Genomic DNA, 23,963 nt, shown 5'->3' on the forward strand with positions numbered 1-23,963 from the left:
GCAGCGCGCTCAACCGCGCAGCTCAGCACCGGCCTCCTTCTCCAAGGCAGCACGGATACGCCCCATCGCCTTGTCCACCTGCTCGTCCGTGAGTGTCCGTCCCGGGTCCTGCAGGATGAAGCTGAGCGCATAGCTCTTCTTCCCCGCAGGAAGCTTGTCGCCCTCGTACACATCGAAGAGCCCCACCTCGCGCAGCAGCTTGCGCTCGGCATGCAGCGCGATGCGGCGAAGATCCTCGAACCGCGCCCCCGCGGGGAGCAGCAGACTCAGGTCGCGCCTCACCGCCGGGAACCGCGGCACCTCCTCAAATGTCGTGGCGCTCCCCCGGCAGGCGTCGAGCAGGGCTTCCTCATTCAGTTCGGCGTAGAGCACCGGCTGGTTCACCTCCGCCGCCCTCAGCTCCCGGGCCTTCACCTGGCCGAGAACACCCATCGATCGATGGCCCACGCGCAGCTCCGCACAGGCATCGAGCAGCGGGTGCGCCGCGTCCGTCCATTGCACCTGGGCAAGCAGGCCCAGCCGTGCGAGCAGCGCCTCCACCTCCTCCTGGGCATCCGCCCGCTCCACACTGCGCCCTTTGGCGCGCCAGCTCTCGCGGCCTGCCCTGCCGGTGAGGGCCAGGGCGAGGGTCTCGGTCTCCCGTGATGCCGAGCCTTGGGCGGCATAGATGCGCCCGCGCTCAAAGAGCCGCAGGTCGCGTTGCTGGCGGTTGAGGTTGTGAGCCAAGGCCTGCAGCGCCCCTGTGAGCAGCGTGGGCCGGAGCGCGTCGAGCTCCGAGCTGAGCGGATTGCTGAGCATGACCAGCGCCGCCGTTTCCGCGCTGCCGGATTCCACGGCCCGGCGGGCGTTGATGAGCGAGGGGGTCATGATCTCGCGGAACCCGCGCGCGGCGAGGTGCATGGCCGTGCCGTGCCGCAGCGACTCCAATGTCAAGGGCTCACGGGCGACCATGGGCACCATCAGCCGGGCCGGGAGCGGCACGCGATCGTAGCCATGGATGCGCAGGATCTCCTCGATGACATCCGCCGGGCGCGATACGTCGACCCGGTAGGCCGGCACCTGCAGGGTAAGGACCGCCGCTGTGCGCTCGAGCACCCGGAAGTCCAGGAGTTCCAGCGCGCGCACCACCTGATCGGGGGCGATGGCGATGCCGGTGAGGCGCTCCACCTCGGCGAAGCGCAGGCGCACTTCGGCGCGGCTGCGGCGCGAATGGTCGATATCGATGACCGGTGAGCTGACGCGCGCCCCTGCCACCTCGCGGAGCAGCATCGCGGCGCGCTTGAGCGCATAGACGGTGATCTCCGGGTCCACGCCGCGCTCGAAGCGGAAGGAAGCGTCGGTGCTGAGCGCGTGGCGGCGTGCCGTACGACGGATGGTTGCAGCATCGAAGCAGGCGCTCTCCAAGAAGACCGCCGTCGTGGCCTCGGTGACGCCGCTGTCAAGCCCGCCGAACACCCCCGCGATGCAGGCCGGCTTCACGGCATCAGCGATCACGAGGTCGCTGGCATCGAGCCTGCGCTCCTTGCCATCGAGGGTGGTGAATGGCTCACCCGCCGCGGCTTTCCGGACCACCACGCGTCCATCCGTGAGCCGGTCCGCATCGAACGCGTGCAGGGGCTGGCCGAGCTCATGCTGCACGAAGTTGGTCACGTCCACCACATTGTTCACGGGCTTCAGGCCGATGGCCACGAGCCGGTCCCGGAGCCATTGCGGCGAAGGGCCCACCTTCACCTGCGTGAGGGTCACGCCGCAATAGCGCGGGCAGGCATGCGCATCCATCACCTCCACGGCCGTAACGCGTGCATCATCGTCCTGTGCGAACCCGGATACATCTGGAAGCCCCAGCTCCATCGCCAGGCCTTGCCGGTAGCGGAGCGCCGCAATGAGGTCGCGCGCCACCCCTACATGCCCCATGGCATCGGTGCGATTGGGCGTCAGACCGATCTCCAGCACGTGATCGCTCACCAGGCCCAGATGCCGGGCCGCCGGTGTGCCCGGCACTGCGGCCGCATCGAGCACCAGGATGCCGTCGTGGCTGTGGCCCAGGCCGAGTTCATCCTCGGCGCAGATCATGCCGTGGCTCTCCTGCCCGCGTATGCTGCTCCGCTTGATGGTGAGGCTGCCGCCATCACCCATGTGCAGGATGGCCCCCACCGTTGCCACCAATACCTTCTGGCCAGTGGCGACATTGGGTGCCCCGCAGACAATCTGCACCGGCTCGCCACTACCGAGGTCCACCAGGGTCACGCTCAAGCGGTCGGCATCGGGATGCTTGGTGCATTGGAGCACATGGCCAACCACCACCCCGGCGAGCATCCCCTTCACGGGCTCGAAGGGCTCCACGCTTTCCACTTCAAGGCCCGTGCTGGTGAGCACCTCGGCAGCCTCGTGCGGCGTGAGGGCGGTGTCGACGTAGTCCTTGAGCCAGTTCCAGGAGATCCGCATGCTGATGCCGTCGCCCGCGCGCGTTAATGCCCGGCGAAGGCCGGCGAAGATACCCTGCCGGTATTTTCGCTGCATGGATTACATCATCCTTGCCATCCCGCTGTTCTTCGCCCTCATGGCGGTCGAGATCGGGTGGAGCGCATGGGCCCGAAGGAGGGTGTACCGGGTGAGCGATTTCGTGGCCAACCTCGGCTGCGGCATCGGCTCACAGGTGGTAGGGGCCTTCACCAAGGCCGGCATCTTCGCCATCTACCTGGCGGTGTACGACCACTGGCGCCTCCTCACCCTTCCCAGCACGCCGCTCACCTGGCTGTTCGCCTTCCTGCTGATCGACCTGCTCTACTACTGGTTCCACCGCCTGAGCCACGAAGTGAACTTCCTATGGGCGGCGCACATCGTTCACCACCAGAGCGAGGAGTACAACCTGAGCGTCGCCTTGCGGCAGAGCTGGTGGCAGGGGCTCTTTAGCTTCTGGTTCTACGTCCCTGTGGCGCTGCTGGGGGTGCATCCGGCGGTAATCGTCACGGTAGGCGCCTTCGTCACCCTCTACCAGTTCTGGATCCACACCAAGGCTATCGGGCGCATGGGGCCGCTCGAACGGCTCTTCAACACGCCCAGCCACCACCGCGTGCATCACGGCAGCGACCCGAAGTACATCGACCGCAACCATGCCGGTACGCTCATCATCTGGGACAAGCTCTTCGGCACTTTCCAGCGTGAGGAGGAGGAGCCTACCTACGGCATCACCGTTCCCCTGCGAAGCTGGGATCCGCTCACCGCGAATTTCCACTACTGGGGCGATCTCTTCCGGCTCGCCGGGCAATGCCGCACATGGGCCGACCGGCTGCGGGTCTTCCTGAAGCCTCCCGGTTGGCGCCCCCTTTACCTGGGCGGGCCGGACCGGCCCAAGGCAACGGGCCGCCCGACGCATCGAGTGCTCGAGGACAGGGCACACCGGGCGGTGAGCGGTTATGTGGTCGCGCAATTCGCTGTCCTCGTCTGCGCCACCGCCGTCTTCCTCTTCCTGCAGGAATCCATGGATCCCCCGCGGCAATGGCTCTCCGCTGCACTGATCCTGTGGTGGGTGATGAACCTGGGCGCGCTCCTCGATGGCCGGCGTTGGGGCGTCTGGAGCGAGGTGGGCCGGATCTCCCTTCTGGCAGCGCTCATCGCTGCTTCTGCCGACCTGCTGCAAGCACCATGGCATGCGGTGCTCGCCGGCGCGCTTTGGGTCATCTCGGTGATGCATCTGCTGGCCGCCCAGCGCCGCCCGGGAAGCCCAGGGGGATGATGCGGCCCGGCGTCCCAGCCCCGGGTGATCCCGCCGCATCGGCCGCAGGCCCGGTGGCTTGCCGCTGCGGCGGCTAACTTGGCCGCGCTGATGAGCCTGCTGAAGAACAACTGGGTGAACGGGGCGCTGTTCGCAGGAGCCACCGCAGGCGCTATCGTGGGCGAGGTGCGCGACATCCACCCGCTGGTTTATGCCTGCAAGCCGCTGATGATGGCGGTGCTCTCGAGCTGGTTCTTCTTCAACAGCCGGCGCTACGGCGACCGGTTCACACTGCTCATCCAGGCCGGCCTGTTCTTCTCGCTCATGGGCGACATCGCGCTCATGTTCGACCACCTTGACCAGTTCTACTTCATCATCGGGCTGGGCGCCTTCCTCCTCGCGCAGATCTGCTATCTCCTCGCCTTCGCGCAGAACGTGGCCGATGTGGGCGGCGGTCAAGGGCTCCTGGTCTCTTCGCTCCTCGCCGCGGTGATGATGACCTACGGCGTGCTGTTCGGCATCGACCTGACGGAGCACCTGGAGGAGGAGGTGCTGGTGCCCGTGGGCATCTATGCCGTGGCCATCACGGTCATGGGCATGGCGGCGGCGCTCCGCTTCGGCCGCACCTATCTGCCCAGTTTCCTGATGGTATTCATCGGTGCAGCCCTCTTCATCGCGTCCGACAGCATCCTGGCCACGAGCCGATTCGTCCGTCCGGTCCAGCACGCGGATTGGTCGGTGCTGCTCACTTACGCCGCGGGCCAGTACCTCATCGCCCGTGGCGCGCTCCGGCATGTGCTCGACCCGGAGGAGGTGCGGCGGAAGGCGGCCTTGGACACTTGAGGCTCAGCTGATCCTCCCCCATACCGCCTCGTCGCGGCGATTGCGGAGCGCGGTGGCGATGGCCGCATGGCGCGGCTCTGCGAGCAGCGGATCCTCATCGAGCACGCGCATGGCGGCCTGCCTGGCCTGCTGGAGCAGATCCGCATCCTCGATGAGGTCCGCGATGCGCAGCTGGGGCAATCCGCTCTGCTGCGTGCCGAGCAGATCGCCCGGCCCCCGAAGCCGCAGGTCGGCCTCCGCTATCTCGAAGCCGTCGTTGGTCCGCACCATGGTGCCGATGCGTGTGCGGGCATCGCCGGAGAGCTTGTCGCCCGTCATGAGGATGCAGAAGCTCTGCTCTGCCCCTCGTCCCACCCGGCCGCGGAGCTGGTGGAGCTGCGAGAGACCGAAGCGCTCGGCGTTCTCGACCACCATGACGCTCGCATTGGGGACATCGACGCCCACCTCGATGACCGTGGTGCTGACCAGGATGTCCGTCTCCCCCTTCTTGAACCGGGCCATCTCGTAATCCTTGGTGGCCTGATCCTGCCTTCCGTGCACGATGCCCACCGCATGCTTCGGCAGCGGGAACCTCCGCGACAGGCTCTCGAAGCCGTCCATCACATGCTTGAGGTCGCTCTTCTCGCTCTCCTCGATGAGCGGATACACCACGTAGATCTGACGGCCCTTGGCAAGCTCCTCCTCGAGGAAGCCGAACACGGCGTTGCGCGCGCTGTCGAACCGGTGCACGGTGCGGATGGGCTTGCGCCCCGGCGGCAGCTCATCGATGACGCTGGTTTCGAGGTCGCCATAGAGGGTCATGGCCAGGGTGCGGGGGATAGGCGTGGCGGTCATCACAAGCACGTGCGGCGGCACCTCGCTCTTGGCCCAGAGCCGGGCGCGCTGCGCCACCCCGAAGCGGTGCTGCTCGTCGATGACCACCAGCCCCAGCCGCTGGAAGACAACCCGGTCCTCGAGCAGGGCATGCGTGCCCACGATGATGTGCACCTCGCCCTCGCGGAGCGCCGTGAGGATGCTGCGGCGCTCGGCGGCTTTCGTGCTGCCGGTGAGCAGCCGCACGTTGACCGGCATGTCGCCGAGCATGCGGGCGATGGTGGAGAAGTGCTGCTGCGCGAGGATCTCCGTGGGCGCCATGAGCGCCGCTTGGTACCCGTTGTCCAGGGCGATGAGCATGCTCAGCAGCCCCACCAGGGTCTTTCCGCTCCCCACATCTCCCTGCAGCAGGCGGTTCATCTGGCGCCCGCTCCCCATGTCGCGCCGGATTTCCTTCACCACACGCTTCTGCGCGCCGGTGAGGGGGAAGGGCAGGTGCCGCTCGTAAAAGGTATTCAGCCGCTCGCCGACCTGCCCGAACACATTGCCACGCACCTGCTGCTGCGCGCGCTGCTTCTGGCGCAGCAGCCCCAGCTGGATGTAGAAGAGCTCCTCGAACTTGAGCCTCCGCCGAGCGAGCTCCAGCCGCTGCGGATCCGTGGGGGCGTGCACCTGGCGGATGGCCTCCTCGCGCCCCATGCCGCCGAGCCACTGCAGCTGATCGCGGCCGAGGTTCTCGGGCAGCAGGCCGGCCACCTGGGGAAGCAGCGCCTTCTGCAGCTTCCAGATCGCACGGCCGGTGAGCCCCTTTGCCGCCAGCTTCTCCGTGGTGCTGTAGATGGGCTGCAGCGCGGCCTCAAGGCCGCCGTCCCACGCCGAGGCCAGCTCCAGTTCGGGGTGGGGCATATTCAGCCGGCCCTTGAAGGCACTCGGCCTGCCGAAGACGATGTACTCCTCGCCCGGCTTCAGCGCCTGCTGCACCCATTTGAGGCCCTTGAACCAGACCAGCTCGATGGTGCCCGTGGCATCCGTGAAGAGGGCCGTCATGCGCCGCCCCTGCTTCTCGCCCATCACCCTGGGCACCCCGATCCGGCCGCGCAACTGCACCTGCTGCATGTCCTCTTGAAGCCCGCTCACCGTGTGGAAGCGGCTCCGATCGATGTAGCGGAACGGGAAATGGAAGAGCAGGTCGCGGAAGGTGGCGATGCCGAGCTCCTTGCGGAGCAGCTCCCCGCGCTGGGGGCCTACGCCCTTGAGGTATTCAATGGGACTGTCGAGCATCGGCGACGGGTGAAAAGTACCATGGCGGGCGCACCGTTACTTTTCCCGCATGCCCGGTCCCGCAGCCACGTTCTCCGGACGCGCAGCGACCGTCGCTCTGCCGCTGCTGGTTCTGGCCTACCTCGCAGCCTTCGCCTGGCGCTTCGCCGACGAGCGGTTGTATGCGGACAGCGGCTACTACCTGGCGCAGGTGGTCAACGGCGGCGGCTTCCGCATCGAGCACGGCCGATGGGCCCTCGCGCTCTCCCAGATACTGCCCCTGCTGGGCGTGAAGGCCGGCGCCTCGATGAGCGCGCTCATCCTACTGCACTCCTTGAACAACGTGGCGTGGCTCGGCCTGTGCATGCTGATGGCCGCCCGCGGGCTCAAGGATGCCACTGCAACGGCAGCATTGGCGGCCACCCATCTCATCGGGCTCACGCACGGCCTCCTCTGCCCCATCTTCGAGCTGTACTACGGGGTCGATCTGCTCATCCTTCTCCTGTCCGCCCGTCGCTCATCGCGCATCCGCACCCCCTGGCGCTGGCCGCTGCTGGCCCTTCTGTTCCTGGGCGCCGTATCCGCGCACGCCATGGCGCTGATGCTCGCCGTGGCATTGCTTGCGGCGGAACGCATCTGGGAGAACCGGCGCGACACGCTCCTGCTGGTCGCATCGCTGGCGGCCTACCTCCTGATCCATGGAGCGCGCCTCTCGCCGTATGAGAAGGACAGCGCGTCCTTCCTGCTGCGGGCAACCGATGGCGCAGCACTCTGGTCCGCAATGGGTCCGGACAGCCTGCTGGAGCTCGCCGGCTATGCGGCGCGCCACTATCCCGATGTGATGCTGCTCGCGGCCTGGGCCGCAATCGCGCTGCTGATGGCCCGCCGATGGCGCCAGGCCATGCTGTTGATCGGATTCCTTTACGTGCTGCACGCCCTCATCACCCTCAAGCTCCAGGGATTCCTCCACGACCGCTACCGGGAGCAGTTGAACTTCGGAGCGGTCGCCTGGGTGCTGCTGATGCTCCTGCGAAACGCACCGTCGCTCCGCCTCTCGGCCTTGCTGCCCCATGCTCTGCTGGCTGCGCTCGTGTTCCGCATGGCCAGAGCGGAGTGGATTGCGCCGCATTACGCGGAGCGCACGCACCGCATCGAGCAGGCCATCGGCTCAGCGCGCGAAGCAGGCGTTTCCAAAGGCATCATCGCCGCCCCCCTGTTCTTCGGCCCCAGGCACCATGCCATCGACCTTTCCTGGTCGGTCCCGGTGGAGAGCCTGCTCCTCTCCTCGAAGTACGGCCCCGAGGGCACGGTTTCCATCATCACGGCGGAGGATGCGGCATGGCCCGGTGCCACGGACCATCTCGATCGGTTGGTGTTCCGGCGTTGGGATATCGTTGCAGCGGGATGGCTCAACCCGCGTTATTTCAGCGCACCGCAAGGGCGCTATCTGCCGCTCACGGCCCAACCATGAAGGGCATGCCTGTGGATCGCAGCGTACGGATTCCGCGGTCGTCCGTGCTGCTCCTCGCCATGGTAGCGGCCTACCTGCTGGCCTTCGCGATCCGCTTCGCGGACGAGCGTCTCTACGCGGACAGCGGCTACTACCTCATCCGCACCCTCAATGAGGGCGCCTTCCGCATCGAGCACGGCCGGTGGGTGCTGGCCCTTGCGGAATGGCTGCCCTGGGCCGGTGCCCAATCCGGCCTACCCATGGCCGGCATCATAACGCTGCACTCCTTGGGCAACGTGGCCTTCCTGCTCACCGGCGCTGCCTTCGCCTTGCTGGTGCTGCGGGACGGGCGCGCCGCGATGGCCCTTGCAGCCCTGCAGCTGATCGGCCTCGCACACGGCCTGTTCTGCCCGGTGTTCGAGCTCTACTACGGTTGCGGCCTCATCGTGCTCCTGCTCACCACCATCGGCCGGAACAGGTCCGCAACCGCCCTGGACAAGCTGGGCGCGGCCCTTCTCCTCCTGCTCGCCCTCAGCAGCCACCCCATGGCCTGGCTGTTGGCTGCCGGAGCGCTCCTGCTCGAACCGCGGGCCAACCTGCGGTGCTTCCGCATGGCCTTGCTGCCGGCGGCACTGGCCTTCGCATCGATCCGCGCTGCGGGCATGAGTGCGTACGAGGCCGCGCAGCTCTCCTTCATCCAGCGGCTCGCCTTCCCCGATCTCGTGCTCGGCCTCTTCGCTCCGGACGAGCTGGCGAGGCAGGCCGCCCGGTTCATGCGCCACTATCCCGACGTACTGGCGATCGCCGCCTTCACTGCCGTGATCCTCTGGCGGGAAGGGCAATGGCGCAAGGGAATGGCGTTCGTGCTCGGGTGGGCGGTGCTCTACGTGCTCACGTGCCTCTACCTGCCTTCTCCGGACCATGACCGCTACCGCGAACAGGTCGATTTCGGCTTCGCCGCCTGGTCTGTGCTCGCCCTCCTGTTCCATGCTTGGGACCACGCGGATTGGCGACCGGCCATCGTGGCGCTCCTCGCGACATGCATGCTCTTCCGTGCGGCTGAAGCTGAGCGCGTCGCTCCTTTCTACACGGCACGCACTGCTTGGCATGCATCGCTGATCCGCGCCGCGCATGAGCAGGGCATGCGAAAGGCTGTCGTGGATCTCGATGGCATCGGCTTCGGCGCAGCGGGCGAGCGCGTAGCGCCGTATTGGAGCACCGCCATCGAGGGCCTTCTCCTCTCGGCGCGCGAAGGGCCTGAAGCCGTGGTCGCCTTGGCCACAACGGATGACCTCCGAGGCCATGCAGCGCTACCGAATGACCGCATCATCCTGCGCCGATGGGATGTGATGCCGGTCGACTACTTCAATGCGCGCTGGTTTCGGCTCCCCGCAGATGAACCTTATCGGATGCTCCGCGAGCCCTGAGGGCGCTGGGGGGGCGTTCCACCTGCGCCGGCTGTCAGGCGGCCTTCGATTCCCACACCTCCTCGGCCACGCGTTTCAGGCCTACGAGGTGCTCCACCCAATTGCGGCCGGCCTCACGGGCCCTGCGTTCCGCATCCGGGAGACCGGCGAAGTCGCCCTGCCAGAACTCGACCCGCGTGCGCCCATCCTCTTCCGGCACCAGGTGCAGGTCCACGGTGGTATGGCTGGCCGGCTCATCCGGCAGCTTGCTCGCCATGCTGTAGAAGCTGTAGCGGAGCCTTCGCCCCGGCTGCACGGCCAGCACCAAGCCTTTCGCCACCAGGGTCTGATCGCCATTCTCCTCGCGCACGAACCATTGCATCGGCTTGCCGGGGCGCAGGTCGCAGCAAGGCATGGACCCCATGTAAAGGCGGGCCAGCTTGGGATCGGTGAGTGCTTTCCAAACCGCACCAGCAGGCGCATCCACCAGCAGGGTGCGCATCACATTCGTCTCGGGATTCAAGGTATTCATCACAAGCGTGGCCGGCAGGTACCGTGCCAAGAGGATAACGCTGTCAGGCAGGCATGGTTTCATGGCAGGGTTGTTAAGGAAATTGAACGGCAGGGTCCAATGGGCCGCCGCGGGCGTGGATGGGCTGCCATCCTGCCCGGTGCGGTCCCGGGTGAGGCATACCGGGCGCCACAGGCGCACTCCGGGGCGGGATTCCCGGAAATGCCCGTCCCTGTTGCCAACCCGGGGAATTGGCCTACATTCGTCCCGCCCAACGGCCGGGGCGTTCTTTGGCGAGACCTCCACGGCACAGGCAGGAACAAACAAAAACCCAGTCAGTAGAACTCATGAACATTTACGTCGCCAACGTGCCTTACTCTGTTAGGGACCAGGACCTCCGCGAGCTCTTCGAGCAATACGGAGAAGTGACTTCGGCCAAGATCATCATGGACAAGGCCACCAACCGGAGCCGCGGCTTCGGCTTCGTGGAGATGTCCGATGATAACGCTGGCCGCACCGCCATCGAGGGCACCAATGGCAAGAACTTCCACGGCCGTGACCTCGTGGTGAACGAGGCCCGTCCCCGCACCGAGGGGGACCGCGGCGGCTTCGGCGGAGGCCGGGGCGGCGACCGTGGCGGCTACCGCAATGACCGCGGTGGCGATCGCGGCGGCTATCGCAGCGACTATCGCAGCGACCGCGGCTCGCGCAACGACGACTACTAGATCGATACCCCGAAGAAAGAGAGGCCCCGCGCTGCGGGGCCTCTTCCTTTTTCGGCCCCTCCCAAAAGATGTCAATGGGGCCACGCGCCGCCTCGCATCGAGGAGCCTTCGGCCCGGCATGCTGGCACGGGCCGGTACTTTCGCGCCTCCATGACGCTTCGCTATTCCCTGTTCGCCCTTTCCGTCCTCAGTGCAGCCGCATCGCACGGACAACGCCCGGGGGGGACCTCCGGAGCGGGGACGCCCGCTGTGGGGCGGGTGCTCGGCCGCGTGATCGATGGCGAGACGCGCAAGGGCGCTGAATTCACCACCATCGCCATCCGGATGGCCGCCAACGACAGCATCGTGGGCGGGGGCATCAGCCGGAGCTCGGGCGAGTTCAGCATCGACAAGCTGCCCGTGGGGCCGCCGCTGAAGGTGGCCATCAGCTTCATCGGATTCAAGCCTTACGAGAGCCAGTTGCGCCTGACCCGGGACCGGCCCGAGCAGGATCTCGGGAACATCACGCTGATGCCGAATACCGAGCTCTTGCAGGAGGTGGAGGTGACGGGTGAGCGCGCCACCATGGTGATGCAGGTGGACCGCCGGGTCTTCAACGTGGAGAAGGACCTGAGCACCCAGGGCGGCAGCGGGGTGGATGTGATGAAGAACGTTCCGGGCCTGAGCGTGGACCTGGATGGCAACGTGGAGATGCGCGGCACGCGCCCGCAGATCCTCATCGATGGCAGGCCGACGGCCATGACGCTGGAGCAGCTGCCCGCTGAGGAGATCGAGCGCGTGGAGGTGATCACCAATCCATCGGTGGCGTTCGATGCCAATGCCACGGGCGGCATCATCAACGTGGTGCTGAAGCGGAGCACCAAGCCGGGGTACAGCGGACAGGTGCAGGCCGGCATCGGCACCAACGGACGCTACCAGGGCAGCGCCAACCTGAACATGAAGGAGGGCCGATGGGCCTTCAACCTGGGCTACAACTTCAATACTGGCACCAACGTCACGGACGGCAGCACGGAGCGCACCGAGCGCAGCGCTGGAAGCACCACCGGCTATTTCATCCAGGATGCATCCAGTGAGAGCGCGCGCACCATGCACGGCGGCCGCATCGGCGCCGAGTGGCAGGTGACGAACCGCAACCTCCTTACGTTCTCCCAGAGCCTGCGCATGCACGAGATGAGCAATGCGGAGGACCTCGATGCGCGGATACTGGGTCCCGGCCGTGAGCTGCTCAGCACCGCCGAGCAGCGCAACGCCACGCGCGGGGAGACGATGAGCACCAACACCCAGATCGGATTCAGGCGCCGGTCGGCCAAGGAGGGACGTGAATGGACCGCGGACCTGAGCTACAACACCTGGCGGCGCAGCAGCCGTGCCGACTTCGACCAATACGCGTACGATGCATCCGGCGGGCTGCTCAGCGGAAGCCCCCGCCTGCAGGACAACCTGGGCGGCAGCGGCTACCGGCAATTGAACCTGCAGGCCGATTTCATCGAGCCGCTGGGCGACAGCGACAAGCTGGAATACGGCATCAAGGGGAGCTGGAAGCTCGACGACACCTACCTGGACGTCTTCGTCTCCTCGCCGTCCATCGGCCAGGAGGTGCTGGACACCAGCCTGACCAACGACTACGGGATCACCGACCTGATCAATGCGGCCTACGTGAACTGGCAGCACCGGTTGAGCGACCATTGGAGCATGCAGGCCGGCTTCCGCTTCGAGCAGACCTGGTTCGAGACGGTGATCCGGAACAAGGACATCACCTTCAGCTACCGTTATCCCGATGGGATGGAGAACCTCGGCAAGGCGCTCTTCCCAGCGCTCTACCTCTCCCGCAAATGGGACGGCAGCCTGCGCGAGGCGCAGTTCAATGTGTCGCGGAAGATCAGCCGGCCGAGCTTCTGGCAGATCATGCCCTTCATCATGAACGCGGACAGCCGGAACGTGCGCATCGGCAACCCAGCGCTCGCCCCGGAACTGAGCACACTGGCCGAGGCCAATCACCTCCTGCCGTTCATGAAGGGCAAGGGCAGCTGGCTTACCAGCGTCTTCGGCCGTTACACGCAGGACGTCATCACCAGCTACGCCACTCCCCTGCCCTCGGACACAACGCTCCTCCTGAACACATTCGTGAACGGAAGCCAGAGCATCAGCGGCGGGTGGGAGAACATCGTGAAGATCGAACCCCTGCAGGGGCTGCAGCTCACCCTGAGCGGCACGCTGCAGTACACCGACGTCGCACTGGGCGATGCCCAAGGGGGGCTGCGCAACAAGGGCTTCAACTGGAACGCGAAGGGGCTGCTGGCCTGGCGCATGCGCAAGGACTGGAGCGTGCAGGTGAATGCCGAGTACGAGGCGCCGCGGATCCAGCCCCAGGGCCTGAGCCTGGCGCAGTACGGCGTGGACCTTTCCCTGAGCCACGATATCACGAAGCGGGTCAGCGCGGTGCTCAACGTGAATGACGTGTTCTTCACGCGACGCTGGGGCAACATCATCGACACCGACCGCCTCTACCAGGAGAGCTTCCGCAGGCGGGAGATGCGCTTCGTGCGCTTCACGCTCACTTGGAAGTTCGGTGAGCAGAACACCTCGCTCTTCCGGCGCAAGCAGAACCAGCGGCCCGAGCCCGGCAGCAACGGAGGCGGCGACATGGATATGTAGGCGGACCGCTCACAGGGGCACCACCTCGAAGCGCGGGCAGCCCACCTGGCCCTGCTCACCGTAGAAGTCGATGAAGTGCATCTTGTAGAAGTACCCTTCCGCATCCTGCAGGATGTACACCATCCGCGTGTCCACGGCATAGGTGGAGGTCTCGAAGGAGTAGCGCTTCCAGTCGTAGCCGATGGCGTCGCGCTTCGACCCGAGCGGGTGCATGAGCGTGTCGGCCAGGGTGACCGCTTCGAATTCCGCATCGGGGATGAGGGCTGCCCGCGTGGTGGGCGCGGTGAGCACGCCGGTGACGATGTAGGGCATGAAGGGGTCGTAGAACTGGTGGGTGTACTGCGTCACCACCATGTCCCAAGCACCGCGCGGCGGCTCAATGGGCACCGTGCCGACCCCCGCCTTGTAGCAGGTGAAGGAGCGCGACGGGTCCTTCACCACGGTGACGGTCTCAAGCTGCGTGCCGTCGAGCAGCGCCACCTCGAATTCGTATGCGGTGCCGGTGACGGAGCGGAAGCGGAACTTGCGCAGCCCTTGCGACTGACCCAGGGCATTCACGCCGAGGTCGATGATGTACACCGCATCCGTACCGCGCCAATCCCGGATGGCGGTGCTGTCCCGATGCCCGCTGGGCGCGTCGATCCGCCGTCCGGCACCCATGCCCGCCGTATCGTGCGGCTGGGTGATGGCCACGGCCCCGCGGTCCCAAGCGGTCATCAGCTTCGATCCGTTCAAGTAGATGCGCCATCCCTCGGGTGCGCTCTCGAACGCCAGGTCCCACGCCGTCTTCGGATTCGTGCTGACCGCCATGCCGCTGCTGATGTCGAGCCACAGCTGGTCCTGGTAGCCGGGACCCATGCAGGCGCTCACGGTCATGGCATCGCCCCGCGTGCGGGGCTGAACGGGCAGTTCCTCCTTCATGCATGCGCTCAGGGCAAGCATGAGGCCCAAGCCGATGATGATGCTCTTCGTCCTCATTCGGATCCGCGCTTCAGGTCCATCTCGATCCTCAGGAAAGCCAGGCGTCCGGTGGCCATCGGCACGCTCGCACCGCCGCCGCCATGCGCACCCCCTGCCATGGTTGCTGCGATCGCCTGCACATCGAACAGGTTCTTGCAGCCTGCGGTCATCGCCGCCCGGCCGCGCCAAAGACGCTTGGTCAGGGAGGCGTCCGCCATGTGGAAGGCATCGATCCACGTCTGGCCCACCTTTCCGTCCGCCATCAGCGCATAGTTCACCAGGCGATCCTGCCACTTCCAGAAGACCGAACCGCTCCACCCCTTGCGCAGCCATTGCTTGGTGATGGAGGCGCGCACCTCACTGGTGAAGAGGTAGGGGCTTCCCGTAGACCGTGCCACATCATCGTAGCGGCCCGTCACGGCCGCGCCGCAGGTGACCACCCAGTGGCCGTTGTCCCACCCCGCACCGATGCTCCCACCCGTTGTGCGGAACCCGCCCACATTGATGTACGAGTACTGCGTGCCGCTGACCTGGGCGAGGGTGATGAGGTCCTCCACGCTGTTGTGGAAGAGGGAGACCTCGCTTGTATAAACGCCCTTGTCCTTCGCGTGGCGATAGCCCAGGGCCGCGCTGAGGTTGCGCGAGCGCTCGGCCTCCAGGGCGGTGTTCCCGGTGATGTCGTGGTTCACATCCACGAAGAACAGGTAGAGCTCCTTCAGCGATGGGGCCCGGAATCCGCTGGCATACGAGGCGCGAAGGGTGAAGCCCCGGCTCATCTGCCAGCGGACATTCAAGGAGGGCACGATGGGTGCACCGTAGCGCGTATTGTAGGCGTATCGGGCACCGGGCCGGATGGTCAGGGCCTCCACCGGGCGGTACTCGGCACTGGCCAGCACGGCATAATCCCCGATCTCCTCCATGCCATCACCGATCCTGCGCCCCCCCCCGGTCTCCAGGTTCAGGTCGGCGCCCAGCTCATAATTCAATCGTGCGCCGGCCTGGGCCCGGATGAAATTCGCGCGTACGTTCGTAAGCGTGAATCGGGAGGTATCCTGCTCGCCAGCGCCATCCACGAGCTGTTCACCGAGGGTGGTGAGGTCGCGGTACCAGAGATTGCTCCTGCGCAGGTAGCGGTTGTGCGCGACAAGGGCGGTCACCTTGCGACCCGCCAAGAGACGACGCTCCGCGGATACTGCATTGTCGAACCGGATGGTGGTATACCGCTCGTCGAACGCCGATTCGAAGTAAGGCGCGCGCGGCCTGCCCCGGTTGATGATCACATCGTGCATGGCCTCGGCCTTGTATCCTAGGTCCCAATCCGCCGCGGAGCGCCTGAGACTGAGTCGGCCGAAATACTGCTCACGCGGCTTCCATTGCTGGAACCGATTGGAATCGGCGATGGCCGGGGAGAGGTCGACGATTCCGGTATGGCGCGGGTCCCAACCGGCGAAGAAGTTGCGGCCCAGGGTGACCACCGCATCGTGGCCTCCCCATTGTCGGGCGCCGGTAATCGTGGTATTCAGTCGGCCGATATGCTCGCCGTATGCCGAGGCCTTGAGTGACAAGGGCTGTCCGCCGCTCTTCCGGGTGATCAGGTTGATCGTGCCTGCGAGCGCGTTGGTTCCGTAATTGACGCTCAGCGGACCTTCCACGACCTCGACGCGCTCGATGCCCGTGAGGTCGATCTGTGCCAGGTCAATGTTGCCGTCCTGCCTGCCGATCACCGGCACGCCATCGATCAGGAGCTTCACGTTCTGGCCGCCAAGCCCTTGCATGGAAATGGAGGTGCCGAGCACATTGTCCTGTGAAAGACGGATGTTGAGCTCGTTGCGGAGCGCATCGGCCAGGCTGTTGGCGGCCATCCGCTGCATCTGCGCGGCATCGATCACCCGCACACGATGCACCGCCTTCTCCGGGGATGCCGGCGCGTACTGACCGGTTACCACGAACTCCGATAGCGCAAGCGCCTCCGGCCGCATGCTGTACACCAGAGGGGCGGTGCCGCGCGCCTCCACGGTGTCCGTGATGGTGCGATAGCCGACGAAGGAGACGCGCAGCGCAAGGCGGTCGGCAGCGGCTTCCATGGCCGGGATGCTTCCTTGCCCATGGGCATCCATCACCGCCATGCCGCTGCCCCCCCCGCTTCCCAATGCCTGCCACACGATGTGCGCATAAGGCACGGGGGCGCCGGAAGCATCGCGCACGGTGACCGCGCGCTGCCCCATGGCGTTCAGCGCCAAGAAGCAAGCCGCAAGGGCCGCCGCCACACAGTCTATCCGGCTCGTTATCATTCCTCCGTCAACTGCCTGTTCCTCTCCTTGGGGACCGTTGGCCCGGAATGCCGCTCTCCTGCATGAGCAATCCATGGGCAGCAGCGCCGAACCGATCACTCCACCACTACGCGCGCCGCACGCACCCCGCTATCCGAGGCCAGGCGCACGATATAGATTCCGTTTGCGAGTCCGCGCAGATCGACCAGGACCCGTGCTGCAGCGCCCGTGGCGGCTATCTGCGCCTCCTTCACGATGCGGCCGCTGCGGTCAACCACCTGCAGCGCGCCCTTGATCAACGGCTCATCGAGCAGCAGGCTCAACTCGCCGTCGGTGACCGGGTTGGGATACAAGGCGAGGCCGTTTTCGGCCGTCTCCGCCATGCCGGTGGCGCTCACCAGCTCCTGGGTGAAGGTCATGGTGCCCGTGCTCCCGCCGCCGTAGCCGATGAACACGAGTTTCCAGATGCTGCCCGCGCGGTCCTTCACGAAGTAGGTGCGGTCCTGCGCATACTCGTACTGCATGAGCGAGGCGTTGTATGTCTTCCAATCGTAGCCGATGATATTGATGGCAGAGTCCAAGGGCTGGCTGGTCCAGAGGGCATCACCGGTCGGCACGCCATCCACCTGTGCGGCAAGCACCGACTTGTTCTGGAGAACGCCCGCCACCGCATACGGCGTTGGGGCCGGAGAAGGGATGATGGACGTGTATTTGGTGAACACCAGGTCCCAGGCATCCGCTGCGGGCTCCAGGTCGACGGCGGCGTTGGTGGCGAAGCTGAAGTAGCCGAAGTTCTTCCCCGGAAAGGCCGATTTCACCAGGGTCGCATTCTGCTCGTTGCCGCCGTCCAGGTCCGCATACGTGAAGGAGTAGGTACCGGTAGCGAGCGAATTGATACGCAGCTTCTTGTAGATATCGCCCGGGAACTTGATGACATACACCTTGGCTCCCACGATGGCGTGGGTGATCATGCTGTAGTCCCCCCAGCCCACATTGAAGCCATTGGCCTGATCCAGGTTGTTGCCGTAGGTGAGGGCGCCGGCGGACCAATCGATCTCCGAATTGTAGATGGCCGTCCAGCCCGCCTCGTTCGGACTGGTGATGGAACTCCAGTCGGCGAGAGCGGTGGACGCTTGCCATACCGAGAGGCCCTTGGCGGTATTCACCAGGACGGAGGAGTTGAAGGAATTGATCTCGAAGGCGAGGTCCCATGCGGCAAGGTCAGTGGTGGCCTGCACGCCATTCTCCAAGCTGTACCAGACCTGCTGGGCATTGGAAGGTCCGGTGGCGATGGTGACCTCGGTCTGAGCGAATGAAGCGGTCACAGCGAACGCCAGGGCGAGTGAGAACAGGGGTTTCATGCGGAATTCCGATTTGGTGGCGCAAAGCAACGGCTGACAAACACCCCGGTCCAAGCCCGGGATCACTGCAACAGGGCCTGTTCCGTCACGCCTGTGTAAGAACCGGCATGGGCAATGGTCCTCTGCCCCTTCTTGAGCATCCGCAGCGCCGCTTACGGGGCGAGTCGGGCCGCGCCTACCTTCACCCCATGACCCGGGCGGCCACGATCCTGCTCCTCATTCTGCTCGGTGCATGCAGCGGCCAGCGCGGCTCGGTGCACGAAAGCGGGCTCCAGCGCAGGGTGCATCGACCGGGTTGGCACCTGGACCTCGGCCTCCGCCGCGAATCCGTTCAACGGGAGCCCATGGCCTCCGTGCAGCGGCTGGGCGAGCGCCCCCCGCCGCCCTTCGCCGCGCCCTTGCCCGAGCCGGCCTTGCGCCAGCAGCCCTGGCACGCGCTACCTGCCATGCAGCCCGTCGAGGTTGCCATGGTCTCCGCCCCGCGGCCTGCGGAAGCGCTTCCAGCGTACCTACCGTCAACCACCGCTGACCAGGATCCGGATGACCTGATGCCGAAGAAGCGGTGGAATGCACTGGCTGTTCCGGCCTTCGCCGCCGGCCTCGGGACCATCGCACTCGGCTTCGGTACCAACCTGCTGGCACTGGTCGGTGCCATTGCGCTAACCCTGCTCCTCGCTGGGCTCTCCATCCGCCGCATCCGGCGCAAGGAGCAGGCTGGCAAGGGCTTCGCGTTCGCCGCCTTGATGACCGGGGTGCTGGCGGCCTTGCTCACCGCCATGTCCATCGGTCGCTACGGCACGGACTTCTAGGCTCCGCTCAGCGCCTCAGCCAGCACCAGCGCGGCCCGGTCACGCAGGGCCTCCGGTCCGACCCCGGCCTTCCGCATGGCCAGCAGGGAGCCCGCGCCCTCGGATTTGGACAGCTTGCGCCCCTCGCCATCGACGACCAGCCCATGATGCAGGAAGCGGACCTGCCTGAACGCGTCGGCGCCGATGCGCTCTGCGAGGTAGAGCTGGCACGCCGTGGACGGCAGCAAGTCCTGGCCGCGCACGATGTGCGTGATGCCATGGTCCAGGTCATCCACGAGCGAGGCGATCTGGTAGGCCGGGCGCCCCCCCAGTTCGGCCCGCTGCCGCACGACGGGGTCGGTGAGCAGCTCCGCCGGCCGCAGCATCTCTGCACCGGAAGGCCAGCGCTCCATGCGCAGCATGGCATCGCTCGGCAGGCGCAGTCGCCAGGCCAGGTGCGGAGCATCGAATGGCAGGCCCTTCCCCCGGCATGAGCAAGGCCTGCGCCGCAACTCGCTCCGGCTGCAGCCGCAAGCATAGAGGTCGCCCTGCTCCTTCAGGAGTCCGATCACCTCCAGGTAGCGTGGCATGCGATTGAGCTGCGAGTAAGCCCGTTCATGCTCCCTGCGGTCGCGCGGGCCCTCCGTCCACGCCAGCCCGAGCCAATGCAGCGAATCGAAGATGTCATCCACGTACTCCGGCCGCATCCGTTCCGCATCGAGGTCGTCGATGCGCAGCCGCACAGCAGCGCGCTCCCGCATCGCCACCAGTGCTGTGACGAGGAAGTTGACGGCGTTCCCCGCATGGAGGAAGCCGCTCGGTGTGGGAGCGAAGCGGGTGCGGGCGACCACGGGCGGGAGCGGCCTCAAACGTAGCCATGCCCATGATGAAAAGCCTTGTTAAGGCCGTGATCGCCCATGCGGCGCGCGCTTAACATTGCAGGGATGGGACGCCGTGCGATAGGCACCTTGCTGCTTCTGGCCACGCTGAGCGTGGTGGGCGTGGTGGTGATCCAGCTCCTCTGGCTCAACCAGGCCTCGCACTACCACCGCGAGCAGGTGGCGCTCAACAAGGAGCAGGCCTCGCAGCTGGAGAAGCAGTTCAACGACCGGGTGGTGATGGCCCTGACGGACGTGACCGAGCAAATCCTCACCATCAACAAGGACAGCACGGACCTCTATGATGCGGTGAAGCAGGTGCGGCCCAACTACTTCGCCGTCACCATCAACGACACGCTCCACCCCTATCTGCTGGAGGCCCTGCTGCGCAAGGAATTCAGCCGCCGGCACATCGCCGAGGACTTCGAGTACGGCATCTACGACTGCTTCACGGACAGCATCGTCTATGGCAACTACGTTTCGCAGGACACGCTGGCCGGGGACACCATGCCGCACTCGCAGCTGCAGAAGCTCGACAAGGACGGGCACTACTTCGGCGTGTACTTCCCCACGCGGCGCAGCACCCTCTGGGACGAGGGCGGCGACGTGGGCTGGACCTGGGTCTTCCCCGTGGTGGTCACGCTGATCGTCTTCGCCTTCTTCGCCTACAGCGTATGGGTGATCCTTCGCCAGAAGCGGCTCAGCGAGATGAAGAACGACTTCATCGGCAACATGACCCACGAGCTGAAGACCCCCATCAGCACCATCGCACTGAGCGCGGAAGTGATCTCCGATCCGGGCATCCTGGAGGAGCCGGACCGGCTGCAGGAGTACGCGCGCATCATCCGGAGCGAGAATGAGCGGCTGCGCACCCAGGTGGAACGCGTGCTGCAGCTAGCCACGCTGGAACGGGACACCATCCGCATGAAGCGCGAGCCCGTGGACATGCACCAGGTGGCGGAGACCGCTGCCGACTCCATCAGGCTCCCGGCCCAGGAGCGCGGCATGCGCGTGGACCTGCGGCTGGAGGCGATGGAACCCACGGTATTGGGCGACCGCGTGCACCTGACCAATGCCGTGTTCAACCTGCTAGACAATGCCGTGAAATACGGCAGGCCCGGCACCCCCATCGAGATCCGCACGAGCCGGCGCGGCAATGAGCTGCTGCTCTCCGTGAAGGATGAGGGCATCGGCATCCGCAAGGAGGACCAGCGCCATGTCTTCGAGCGCTTCTTCCGGGTGCACACCGGCAACGTGCATGATGTGAAGGGCTTCGGCCTCGGCCTTCATTACGTGCACCAGATCGCGCTATCGCACGGCGGCGGCGTCAGCGTGCACAGCGAGCCGGGCAAAGGGAGCGTCTTCACCCTGTCACTCCCCCTGAACCACCATCGACCATGAACGACAAAGCGAACATCCTCCTCGTGGAGGACGACCAGAACCTTGGATTCGTGGTGCAGGATGCCCTGAAGCGCAAGGGCTATACCGTGCATCTGGTGCGCGATGGCAAGGAGGGCCTGAAGAAGTTCAATGAGCAGCCCTATGACCTGTGCGTGCTGGATGTGATGCTGCCGGGCAAGGACGGCTTCAGCCTGGCGGAGGACATCCGGCTGGTGAACGCCCAGGTGCCCATCGTGTTCCTGACGGCCAAGAGCCAGACGGAGGACCGCATCGCGGGCTTCAAGGCCGGAGGGGACGACTACCTCACCAAGCCCTTCAGCCACGAGGAGCTGGTGCTGCGGGTGGAGGCCATACTGCGGCGAACGCAGGGACGCACCGAGGAGGCGCGCACGCGCGAGCGGTTCGAGGTTGGCGACTACACCTTCGACCACCGCAACCTGATGCTGAGCCATCCCACCGAGGAGCGCAAGCTCACGAAGAAGGAGGCCGATGTGCTGCGCCTGCTATGCCTGCACGCCGATCAGGTTCTTCCGCGCGAACTGGTGCTGAATATGGTCTGGGGCGACGACACCTACTTCCTCGGCCGCAGCCTCGATGTCTTCATCAGCCGCCTGCGCAAGTACCTGAAGCTCGACCCCAAGGTGCAGATCGTGAACGTGCATGGTGTGGGTTTCAAGCTGGTGGTGGACCGGGCTTGAGCGCCCAGTGCATCATCCGCCCGCCAGCAGCCTCTTCACCAGCCCTGCCATCGCGCTGCCATCGGCCTGGCCGGCCCAGCGCTTGTTGGCCTCGCCCATCACGCGGCCCATGTCCTTCATCCCATTGGCACCGAGCTCGCCGATCAGGGCGATGACGGCGGACTCCAGCGCTGCGGCATCCAGGCGGACGGGCAGGTAGGCCTCGATCACCTTGGCCTGCACCTCCTCCTCCGCAGCCAGGTCCGCACGGCCCTGCTGGTGGTAGATGGCGGCGGCCTCGGCGCGCTGCTTGTGCAGCTTCTGCAGGATCTTCATGCCCACGGCCTCATCCAGCTCACCGCCACCGCCCTCCTTCGTGAGCTCGAGCAGGATGGCGCTCTTGATGGCGCGCAGCGCGTTCAGCCGGTCCTTCTCCCGGGCCAGCATGGCGGCCTTGATGTCGGAGTCGATGCGATCCTTGAGGTTCATGGGCTGAAGATCGCTCAAAAGGCGATCGGCCGGGGAATCCCGGCCGATCGCGGATGCTCGACACTGCGGGCTCAGTCCACCCGGTCGTGCAGGTGCGGATTGTTCTTGCTCAGGGTCACGCGGCGCTCGCCGTTCTCGTCCACGGTCTCGTTGAGGGAGAAGCGGCTGATGCTGCTGTCGGTGCTCTTGGGGCCCTCGTGCAGCTGCTGCTTGCGGCGTACGTAGGCCGGCTCGCGCTCATAATCGCCCAAGCCATTGGGAGAGCGCATGCGCAGGTTCATCTCCCGCACGCGGGCGATGCGCTCCTCATGATGCTGCTGATGCTCGGCGGGGCTCACCCGCACCTCCCTCGCCTCAGGCTGCCGGGCCTCCTGGGCCGCGGGGCCTGGCGCGCTGGCCGGCGCGGCACCCACGATGGCAGGGGCCTCCTCCGCCACGGGGGCCGGCGCCTCGGACTCATCGTACAGGCCATGCACCACCTTCTCCTCGTTCTCCTCCGTGGGCGGATCGGGCGTCACCACGCGCGGGGCCAAGGGCTCCACCTCGAACTCGATGTAGCGCTGCGTCACGGCGGTCACCGGCTCCGCGCGCTGCTCCGGCTCCGGCTTGGGCTCTTCCCTGGTCTTCAGGTAGGGCTCCGGAATGGCGGGCTCCTCCACGGCCGGCGGCGGCGCGGGGGCGGCAGGTGCCGATGCCCCGGTGACCGGATTGGCGATGGGCTGGGTGATCATCGTGGGGACATCGGCCTCCAAGGGGATCACGGTGCGCTTGGTCCGCTCGGCAATGCCCTCTCCAGTGTCCGGCCTGGTCTGGAAGCCCGTGGCGATCACGGTGATGCGCAGCTTGGCGCCGAGGCCTTCCTCGTGCCCATAGCCCCAGATCACATCGGTGCCCTCGCCAGCGGCCTTGGTGATATAGGCCGTGATGTCATCCACCTCATCCAAGCGCACCTGCTGCTCGCTGTAGGCCATGTTCAGCAGCACGTACTTGGCGCCCCGGATGTCATTGTCGTTCAGCAACGGCGATTCCAGCGCCAGCTTGGCGGCTTCGATGGCGCGGTCATCCCCTTCCGCCTCAGCCATGCCCATGATCGCCACGCCGCTGCGCGTCATCACGGTCTTCACATCCTCGAAGTCCACGTTGACGGTACCGGTCTTGTTGATGATATCCACGATGCCGCGCGCGGCGGTGGTGAGCACGTTGTCGGCGTGGGCGAAGGCATTGTCGAGGCTCAGGTTGCCGTAGAGGTCGCGCAGGCGGTCGTTGTTGATCACCAGCAGCGTGTCGACCGTGTTGCGGAGCTCCTCCACGCCTGCGAGCGCCTGCTTCTTGCGGCGATGGCCTTCCCATTGGAAGGGCATGGTGACGATGCCGACGGTGAGGATGCCGAGCTCGCGGGCGATGCTGGCCACCACGGGTGCGGCGCCGGTTCCGGTGCCGCCGCCCATGCCAGCGGTGATGAAGAGCATCTTGGTGCGCGTGCTGAGGATCTGGCGGATCTCATCGATGTTCTCCTGCGCGGCGTCCTTGCCCTTGTCGGGCACGCTGCCGGCGCCGAGCCCCTCGGTGAGGCCGGGGCCGAGCTGCAGCTTCACCGGAACAGGGCTGATGTCGAGCGCCTGGCGATCGGTGTTGCAGACGATGAAGTCCACGCCGCGGATGCTTTGCCCGTGCATGTGGTTCACGGCGTTGCTGCCGCCGCCGCCCACGCCGATCACCTTGATGATCGAGCTGAGCTCCTTGGGAAGGTCGAATTTCATG

The 23,963-nt window shown here is 66.0% G+C and carries 18 protein-coding genes; 9 read left to right on the forward strand and 9 right to left on the reverse strand.

Translation table 11 applies throughout. The features are described from left to right. Nucleotides 1-9 precede the first annotated feature (9 nt). A complete protein-coding gene (pheT, locus tag QY325_10320; GenBank protein ID WKZ65154.1) occupies nucleotides 10-2,520 on the reverse strand; it encodes a phenylalanine--tRNA ligase subunit beta in 2,511 nt (836 codons plus the stop codon). On the opposite strand from pheT, the gene QY325_10325 reads away from it, so the two are divergent. Beyond that, on the forward strand, nucleotides 2,519-3,736 hold the full coding sequence (locus tag QY325_10325) for a sterol desaturase family protein (protein ID WKZ65155.1): 1,218 nt from the start codon (nucleotides 2,519-2,521) through the stop codon (nucleotides 3,734-3,736). The two genes, pheT and QY325_10325, sit on opposite strands and share 2 nt — an antisense overlap. Nucleotides 3,737-3,826: 90 nt before the next feature. Continuing rightward, nucleotides 3,827-4,558: a lysoplasmalogenase gene (locus tag QY325_10330; protein ID WKZ65156.1), complete on the forward strand. Its 732-nt coding sequence runs from the start codon at nucleotides 3,827-3,829 to the stop codon at nucleotides 4,556-4,558. Between the two features lie 3 nt (nucleotides 4,559-4,561). Here the strand turns inward: QY325_10330 and recG are convergent, their stop codons facing one another. Then, nucleotides 4,562-6,652 (reverse strand): ATP-dependent DNA helicase RecG, encoded by a 2,091-nt coding sequence (gene recG / locus QY325_10335; GenBank protein ID WKZ65157.1) that lies wholly within the window; start codon nucleotides 6,650-6,652, stop codon nucleotides 4,562-4,564. Between the two features lie 49 nt (nucleotides 6,653-6,701). Here recG and QY325_10340 point away from each other — a divergent pair, with 49 nt between their 5' ends. Continuing rightward, nucleotides 6,702-8,102 carry a hypothetical protein gene (locus QY325_10340; protein ID WKZ65158.1) on the forward strand — a complete coding sequence of 467 codons (1,401 nt, stop codon included), beginning with the start codon at nucleotides 6,702-6,704 and terminating at the stop codon, nucleotides 8,100-8,102. Between the two features lie 5 nt (nucleotides 8,103-8,107). After that, a complete protein-coding gene (locus QY325_10345; GenBank protein WKZ65159.1) occupies nucleotides 8,108-9,508 on the forward strand; it encodes a hypothetical protein in 1,401 nt (466 codons plus the stop codon). 34 nt (nucleotides 9,509-9,542) lie between these two features. Here the strand turns inward: QY325_10345 and QY325_10350 are convergent, their stop codons facing one another. Beyond that, nucleotides 9,543-10,082 carry an SRPBCC domain-containing protein gene (locus QY325_10350; GenBank protein ID WKZ65160.1) on the reverse strand — a complete coding sequence of 180 codons (540 nt, stop codon included), beginning with the start codon at nucleotides 10,080-10,082 and terminating at the stop codon, nucleotides 9,543-9,545. A 263-nt stretch (nucleotides 10,083-10,345) separates the two neighbouring features. On the opposite strand from QY325_10350, the gene QY325_10355 reads away from it, so the two are divergent. Together QY325_10355 and QY325_10360 are read left to right on the forward strand one after the other, a co-directional pair. Continuing rightward, nucleotides 10,346-10,723 carry an RNA-binding protein gene (locus QY325_10355; protein ID WKZ65161.1) on the forward strand — a complete coding sequence of 126 codons (378 nt, stop codon included), beginning with the start codon at nucleotides 10,346-10,348 and terminating at the stop codon, nucleotides 10,721-10,723. Between the two features lie 150 nt (nucleotides 10,724-10,873). Continuing rightward, entirely contained in the window at nucleotides 10,874-13,378 is a 2,505-nt protein-coding gene (locus tag QY325_10360; protein ID WKZ65162.1) for an outer membrane beta-barrel protein, read from the forward strand. Nucleotides 13,379-13,387: 9 nt separating this feature from the next. Here QY325_10360 and QY325_10365 read toward each other — a convergent pair whose 3' ends face one another. From QY325_10365 to QY325_10375, 3 genes are all read right to left on the reverse strand, one after another. Further along, nucleotides 13,388-14,356 (reverse strand): HmuY family protein, encoded by a 969-nt coding sequence (locus QY325_10365; protein ID WKZ65163.1) that lies wholly within the window; start codon nucleotides 14,354-14,356, stop codon nucleotides 13,388-13,390. Continuing rightward, nucleotides 14,353-16,563, reverse strand: coding sequence for a TonB-dependent receptor (locus QY325_10370; GenBank protein ID WKZ65164.1), 2,211 nt, complete (start codon nucleotides 16,561-16,563; stop codon nucleotides 14,353-14,355). Before QY325_10370 ends, QY325_10365 begins: the two co-directional genes overlap by 4 nt. 161 nt (nucleotides 16,564-16,724) lie before the next feature. After that, nucleotides 16,725-17,969, reverse strand: coding sequence for a T9SS type A sorting domain-containing protein (locus tag QY325_10375; GenBank protein ID WKZ65165.1), 1,245 nt, complete (start codon nucleotides 17,967-17,969; stop codon nucleotides 16,725-16,727). A gap of 188 nt (nucleotides 17,970-18,157) precedes the next feature. Between QY325_10375 and QY325_10380 the strand changes: the two genes are divergently transcribed. Beyond that, entirely contained in the window at nucleotides 18,158-18,778 is a 621-nt protein-coding gene (locus QY325_10380) for a DUF4190 domain-containing protein (GenBank protein WKZ65166.1), read from the forward strand. Here QY325_10380 and QY325_10385 read toward each other — a convergent pair. Beyond that, complete coding sequence (locus QY325_10385) at nucleotides 18,775-19,626, reverse strand: glutamate--tRNA ligase family protein (GenBank protein ID WKZ65167.1); 852 nt, start codon at nucleotides 19,624-19,626, stop codon at nucleotides 18,775-18,777. The genes QY325_10380 and QY325_10385 overlap by 4 nt on opposite strands. 75 nt (nucleotides 19,627-19,701) lie before the next feature. Here QY325_10385 and QY325_10390 point away from each other — a divergent pair, with 75 nt between their 5' ends. Further along, nucleotides 19,702-21,036, forward strand: coding sequence for a HAMP domain-containing sensor histidine kinase (locus QY325_10390; protein ID WKZ65168.1), 1,335 nt, complete (start codon nucleotides 19,702-19,704; stop codon nucleotides 21,034-21,036). After that, nucleotides 21,033-21,734 (forward strand): response regulator transcription factor, encoded by a 702-nt coding sequence (locus QY325_10395; protein WKZ65169.1) that lies wholly within the window; start codon nucleotides 21,033-21,035, stop codon nucleotides 21,732-21,734. Before QY325_10390 ends, QY325_10395 begins: the two co-directional genes overlap by 4 nt. Before the next feature lie 12 nt (nucleotides 21,735-21,746). On the opposite strand, the gene QY325_10400 is transcribed toward QY325_10395, so the two are convergent. Continuing rightward, nucleotides 21,747-22,202, reverse strand: coding sequence for a GatB/YqeY domain-containing protein (locus tag QY325_10400; protein ID WKZ65170.1), 456 nt, complete (start codon nucleotides 22,200-22,202; stop codon nucleotides 21,747-21,749). A gap of 71 nt (nucleotides 22,203-22,273) precedes the next feature. Next, nucleotides 22,274-23,962, reverse strand: coding sequence for a cell division protein FtsZ (gene ftsZ, locus QY325_10405; protein WKZ65171.1), 1,689 nt, complete (start codon nucleotides 23,960-23,962; stop codon nucleotides 22,274-22,276). Nucleotide 23,963: the final 1 nt, after the last annotated feature.

The organism is Flavobacteriales bacterium, from assembly GCA_030584065.1.
Lineage (GTDB): Bacteria > Bacteroidota > Bacteroidia > Flavobacteriales_F > PHOS-HE28 > PHOS-HE28.

Excerpts from the sequence above, each read along its gene's own strand:
- QY325_10375 (WKZ65165.1), bottom strand. The coding sequence starts at position 17,969 with ATGAAACCCCTGTTCTCACTCGCCCTGGCGTTCGCTGTGACCGCTTCA.
- QY325_10345 (WKZ65159.1), top strand. The coding sequence starts at position 8,108 with ATGCCTGTGGATCGCAGCGTACGGATTCCGCGGTCGTCCGTGCTGCTC.
- QY325_10350 (WKZ65160.1), bottom strand. The coding sequence starts at position 10,082 with ATGAAACCATGCCTGCCTGACAGCGTTATCCTCTTGGCACGGTACCTG.
- QY325_10395 (WKZ65169.1), top strand. The coding sequence starts at position 21,033 with ATGAACGACAAAGCGAACATCCTCCTCGTGGAGGACGACCAGAACCTT.
- QY325_10355 (WKZ65161.1), top strand. The coding sequence starts at position 10,346 with ATGAACATTTACGTCGCCAACGTGCCTTACTCTGTTAGGGACCAGGAC.
- pheT (WKZ65154.1), bottom strand. The coding sequence starts at position 2,520 with ATGCAGCGAAAATACCGGCAGGGTATCTTCGCCGGCCTTCGCCGGGCA.
- QY325_10360 (WKZ65162.1), top strand. The coding sequence starts at position 10,874 with ATGACGCTTCGCTATTCCCTGTTCGCCCTTTCCGTCCTCAGTGCAGCC.
- QY325_10390 (WKZ65168.1), top strand. The coding sequence starts at position 19,702 with ATGGGACGCCGTGCGATAGGCACCTTGCTGCTTCTGGCCACGCTGAGC.
- QY325_10325 (WKZ65155.1), top strand. The coding sequence starts at position 2,519 with ATGGATTACATCATCCTTGCCATCCCGCTGTTCTTCGCCCTCATGGCG.
- QY325_10400 (WKZ65170.1), bottom strand. The coding sequence starts at position 22,202 with ATGAACCTCAAGGATCGCATCGACTCCGACATCAAGGCCGCCATGCTG.
- QY325_10340 (WKZ65158.1), top strand. The coding sequence starts at position 6,702 with ATGCCCGGTCCCGCAGCCACGTTCTCCGGACGCGCAGCGACCGTCGCT.
- QY325_10380 (WKZ65166.1), top strand. The coding sequence starts at position 18,158 with ATGACCCGGGCGGCCACGATCCTGCTCCTCATTCTGCTCGGTGCATGC.
- QY325_10330 (WKZ65156.1), top strand. The coding sequence starts at position 3,827 with ATGAGCCTGCTGAAGAACAACTGGGTGAACGGGGCGCTGTTCGCAGGA.
- ftsZ (WKZ65171.1), bottom strand. The coding sequence starts at position 23,962 with ATGAAATTCGACCTTCCCAAGGAGCTCAGCTCGATCATCAAGGTGATC.
- recG (WKZ65157.1), bottom strand. The coding sequence starts at position 6,652 with ATGCTCGACAGTCCCATTGAATACCTCAAGGGCGTAGGCCCCCAGCGC.
- QY325_10370 (WKZ65164.1), bottom strand. The coding sequence starts at position 16,563 with ATGGGGCAGCGCGCGGTCACCGTGCGCGATGCTTCCGGCGCCCCCGTG.
- QY325_10365 (WKZ65163.1), bottom strand. The coding sequence starts at position 14,356 with ATGAGGACGAAGAGCATCATCATCGGCTTGGGCCTCATGCTTGCCCTG.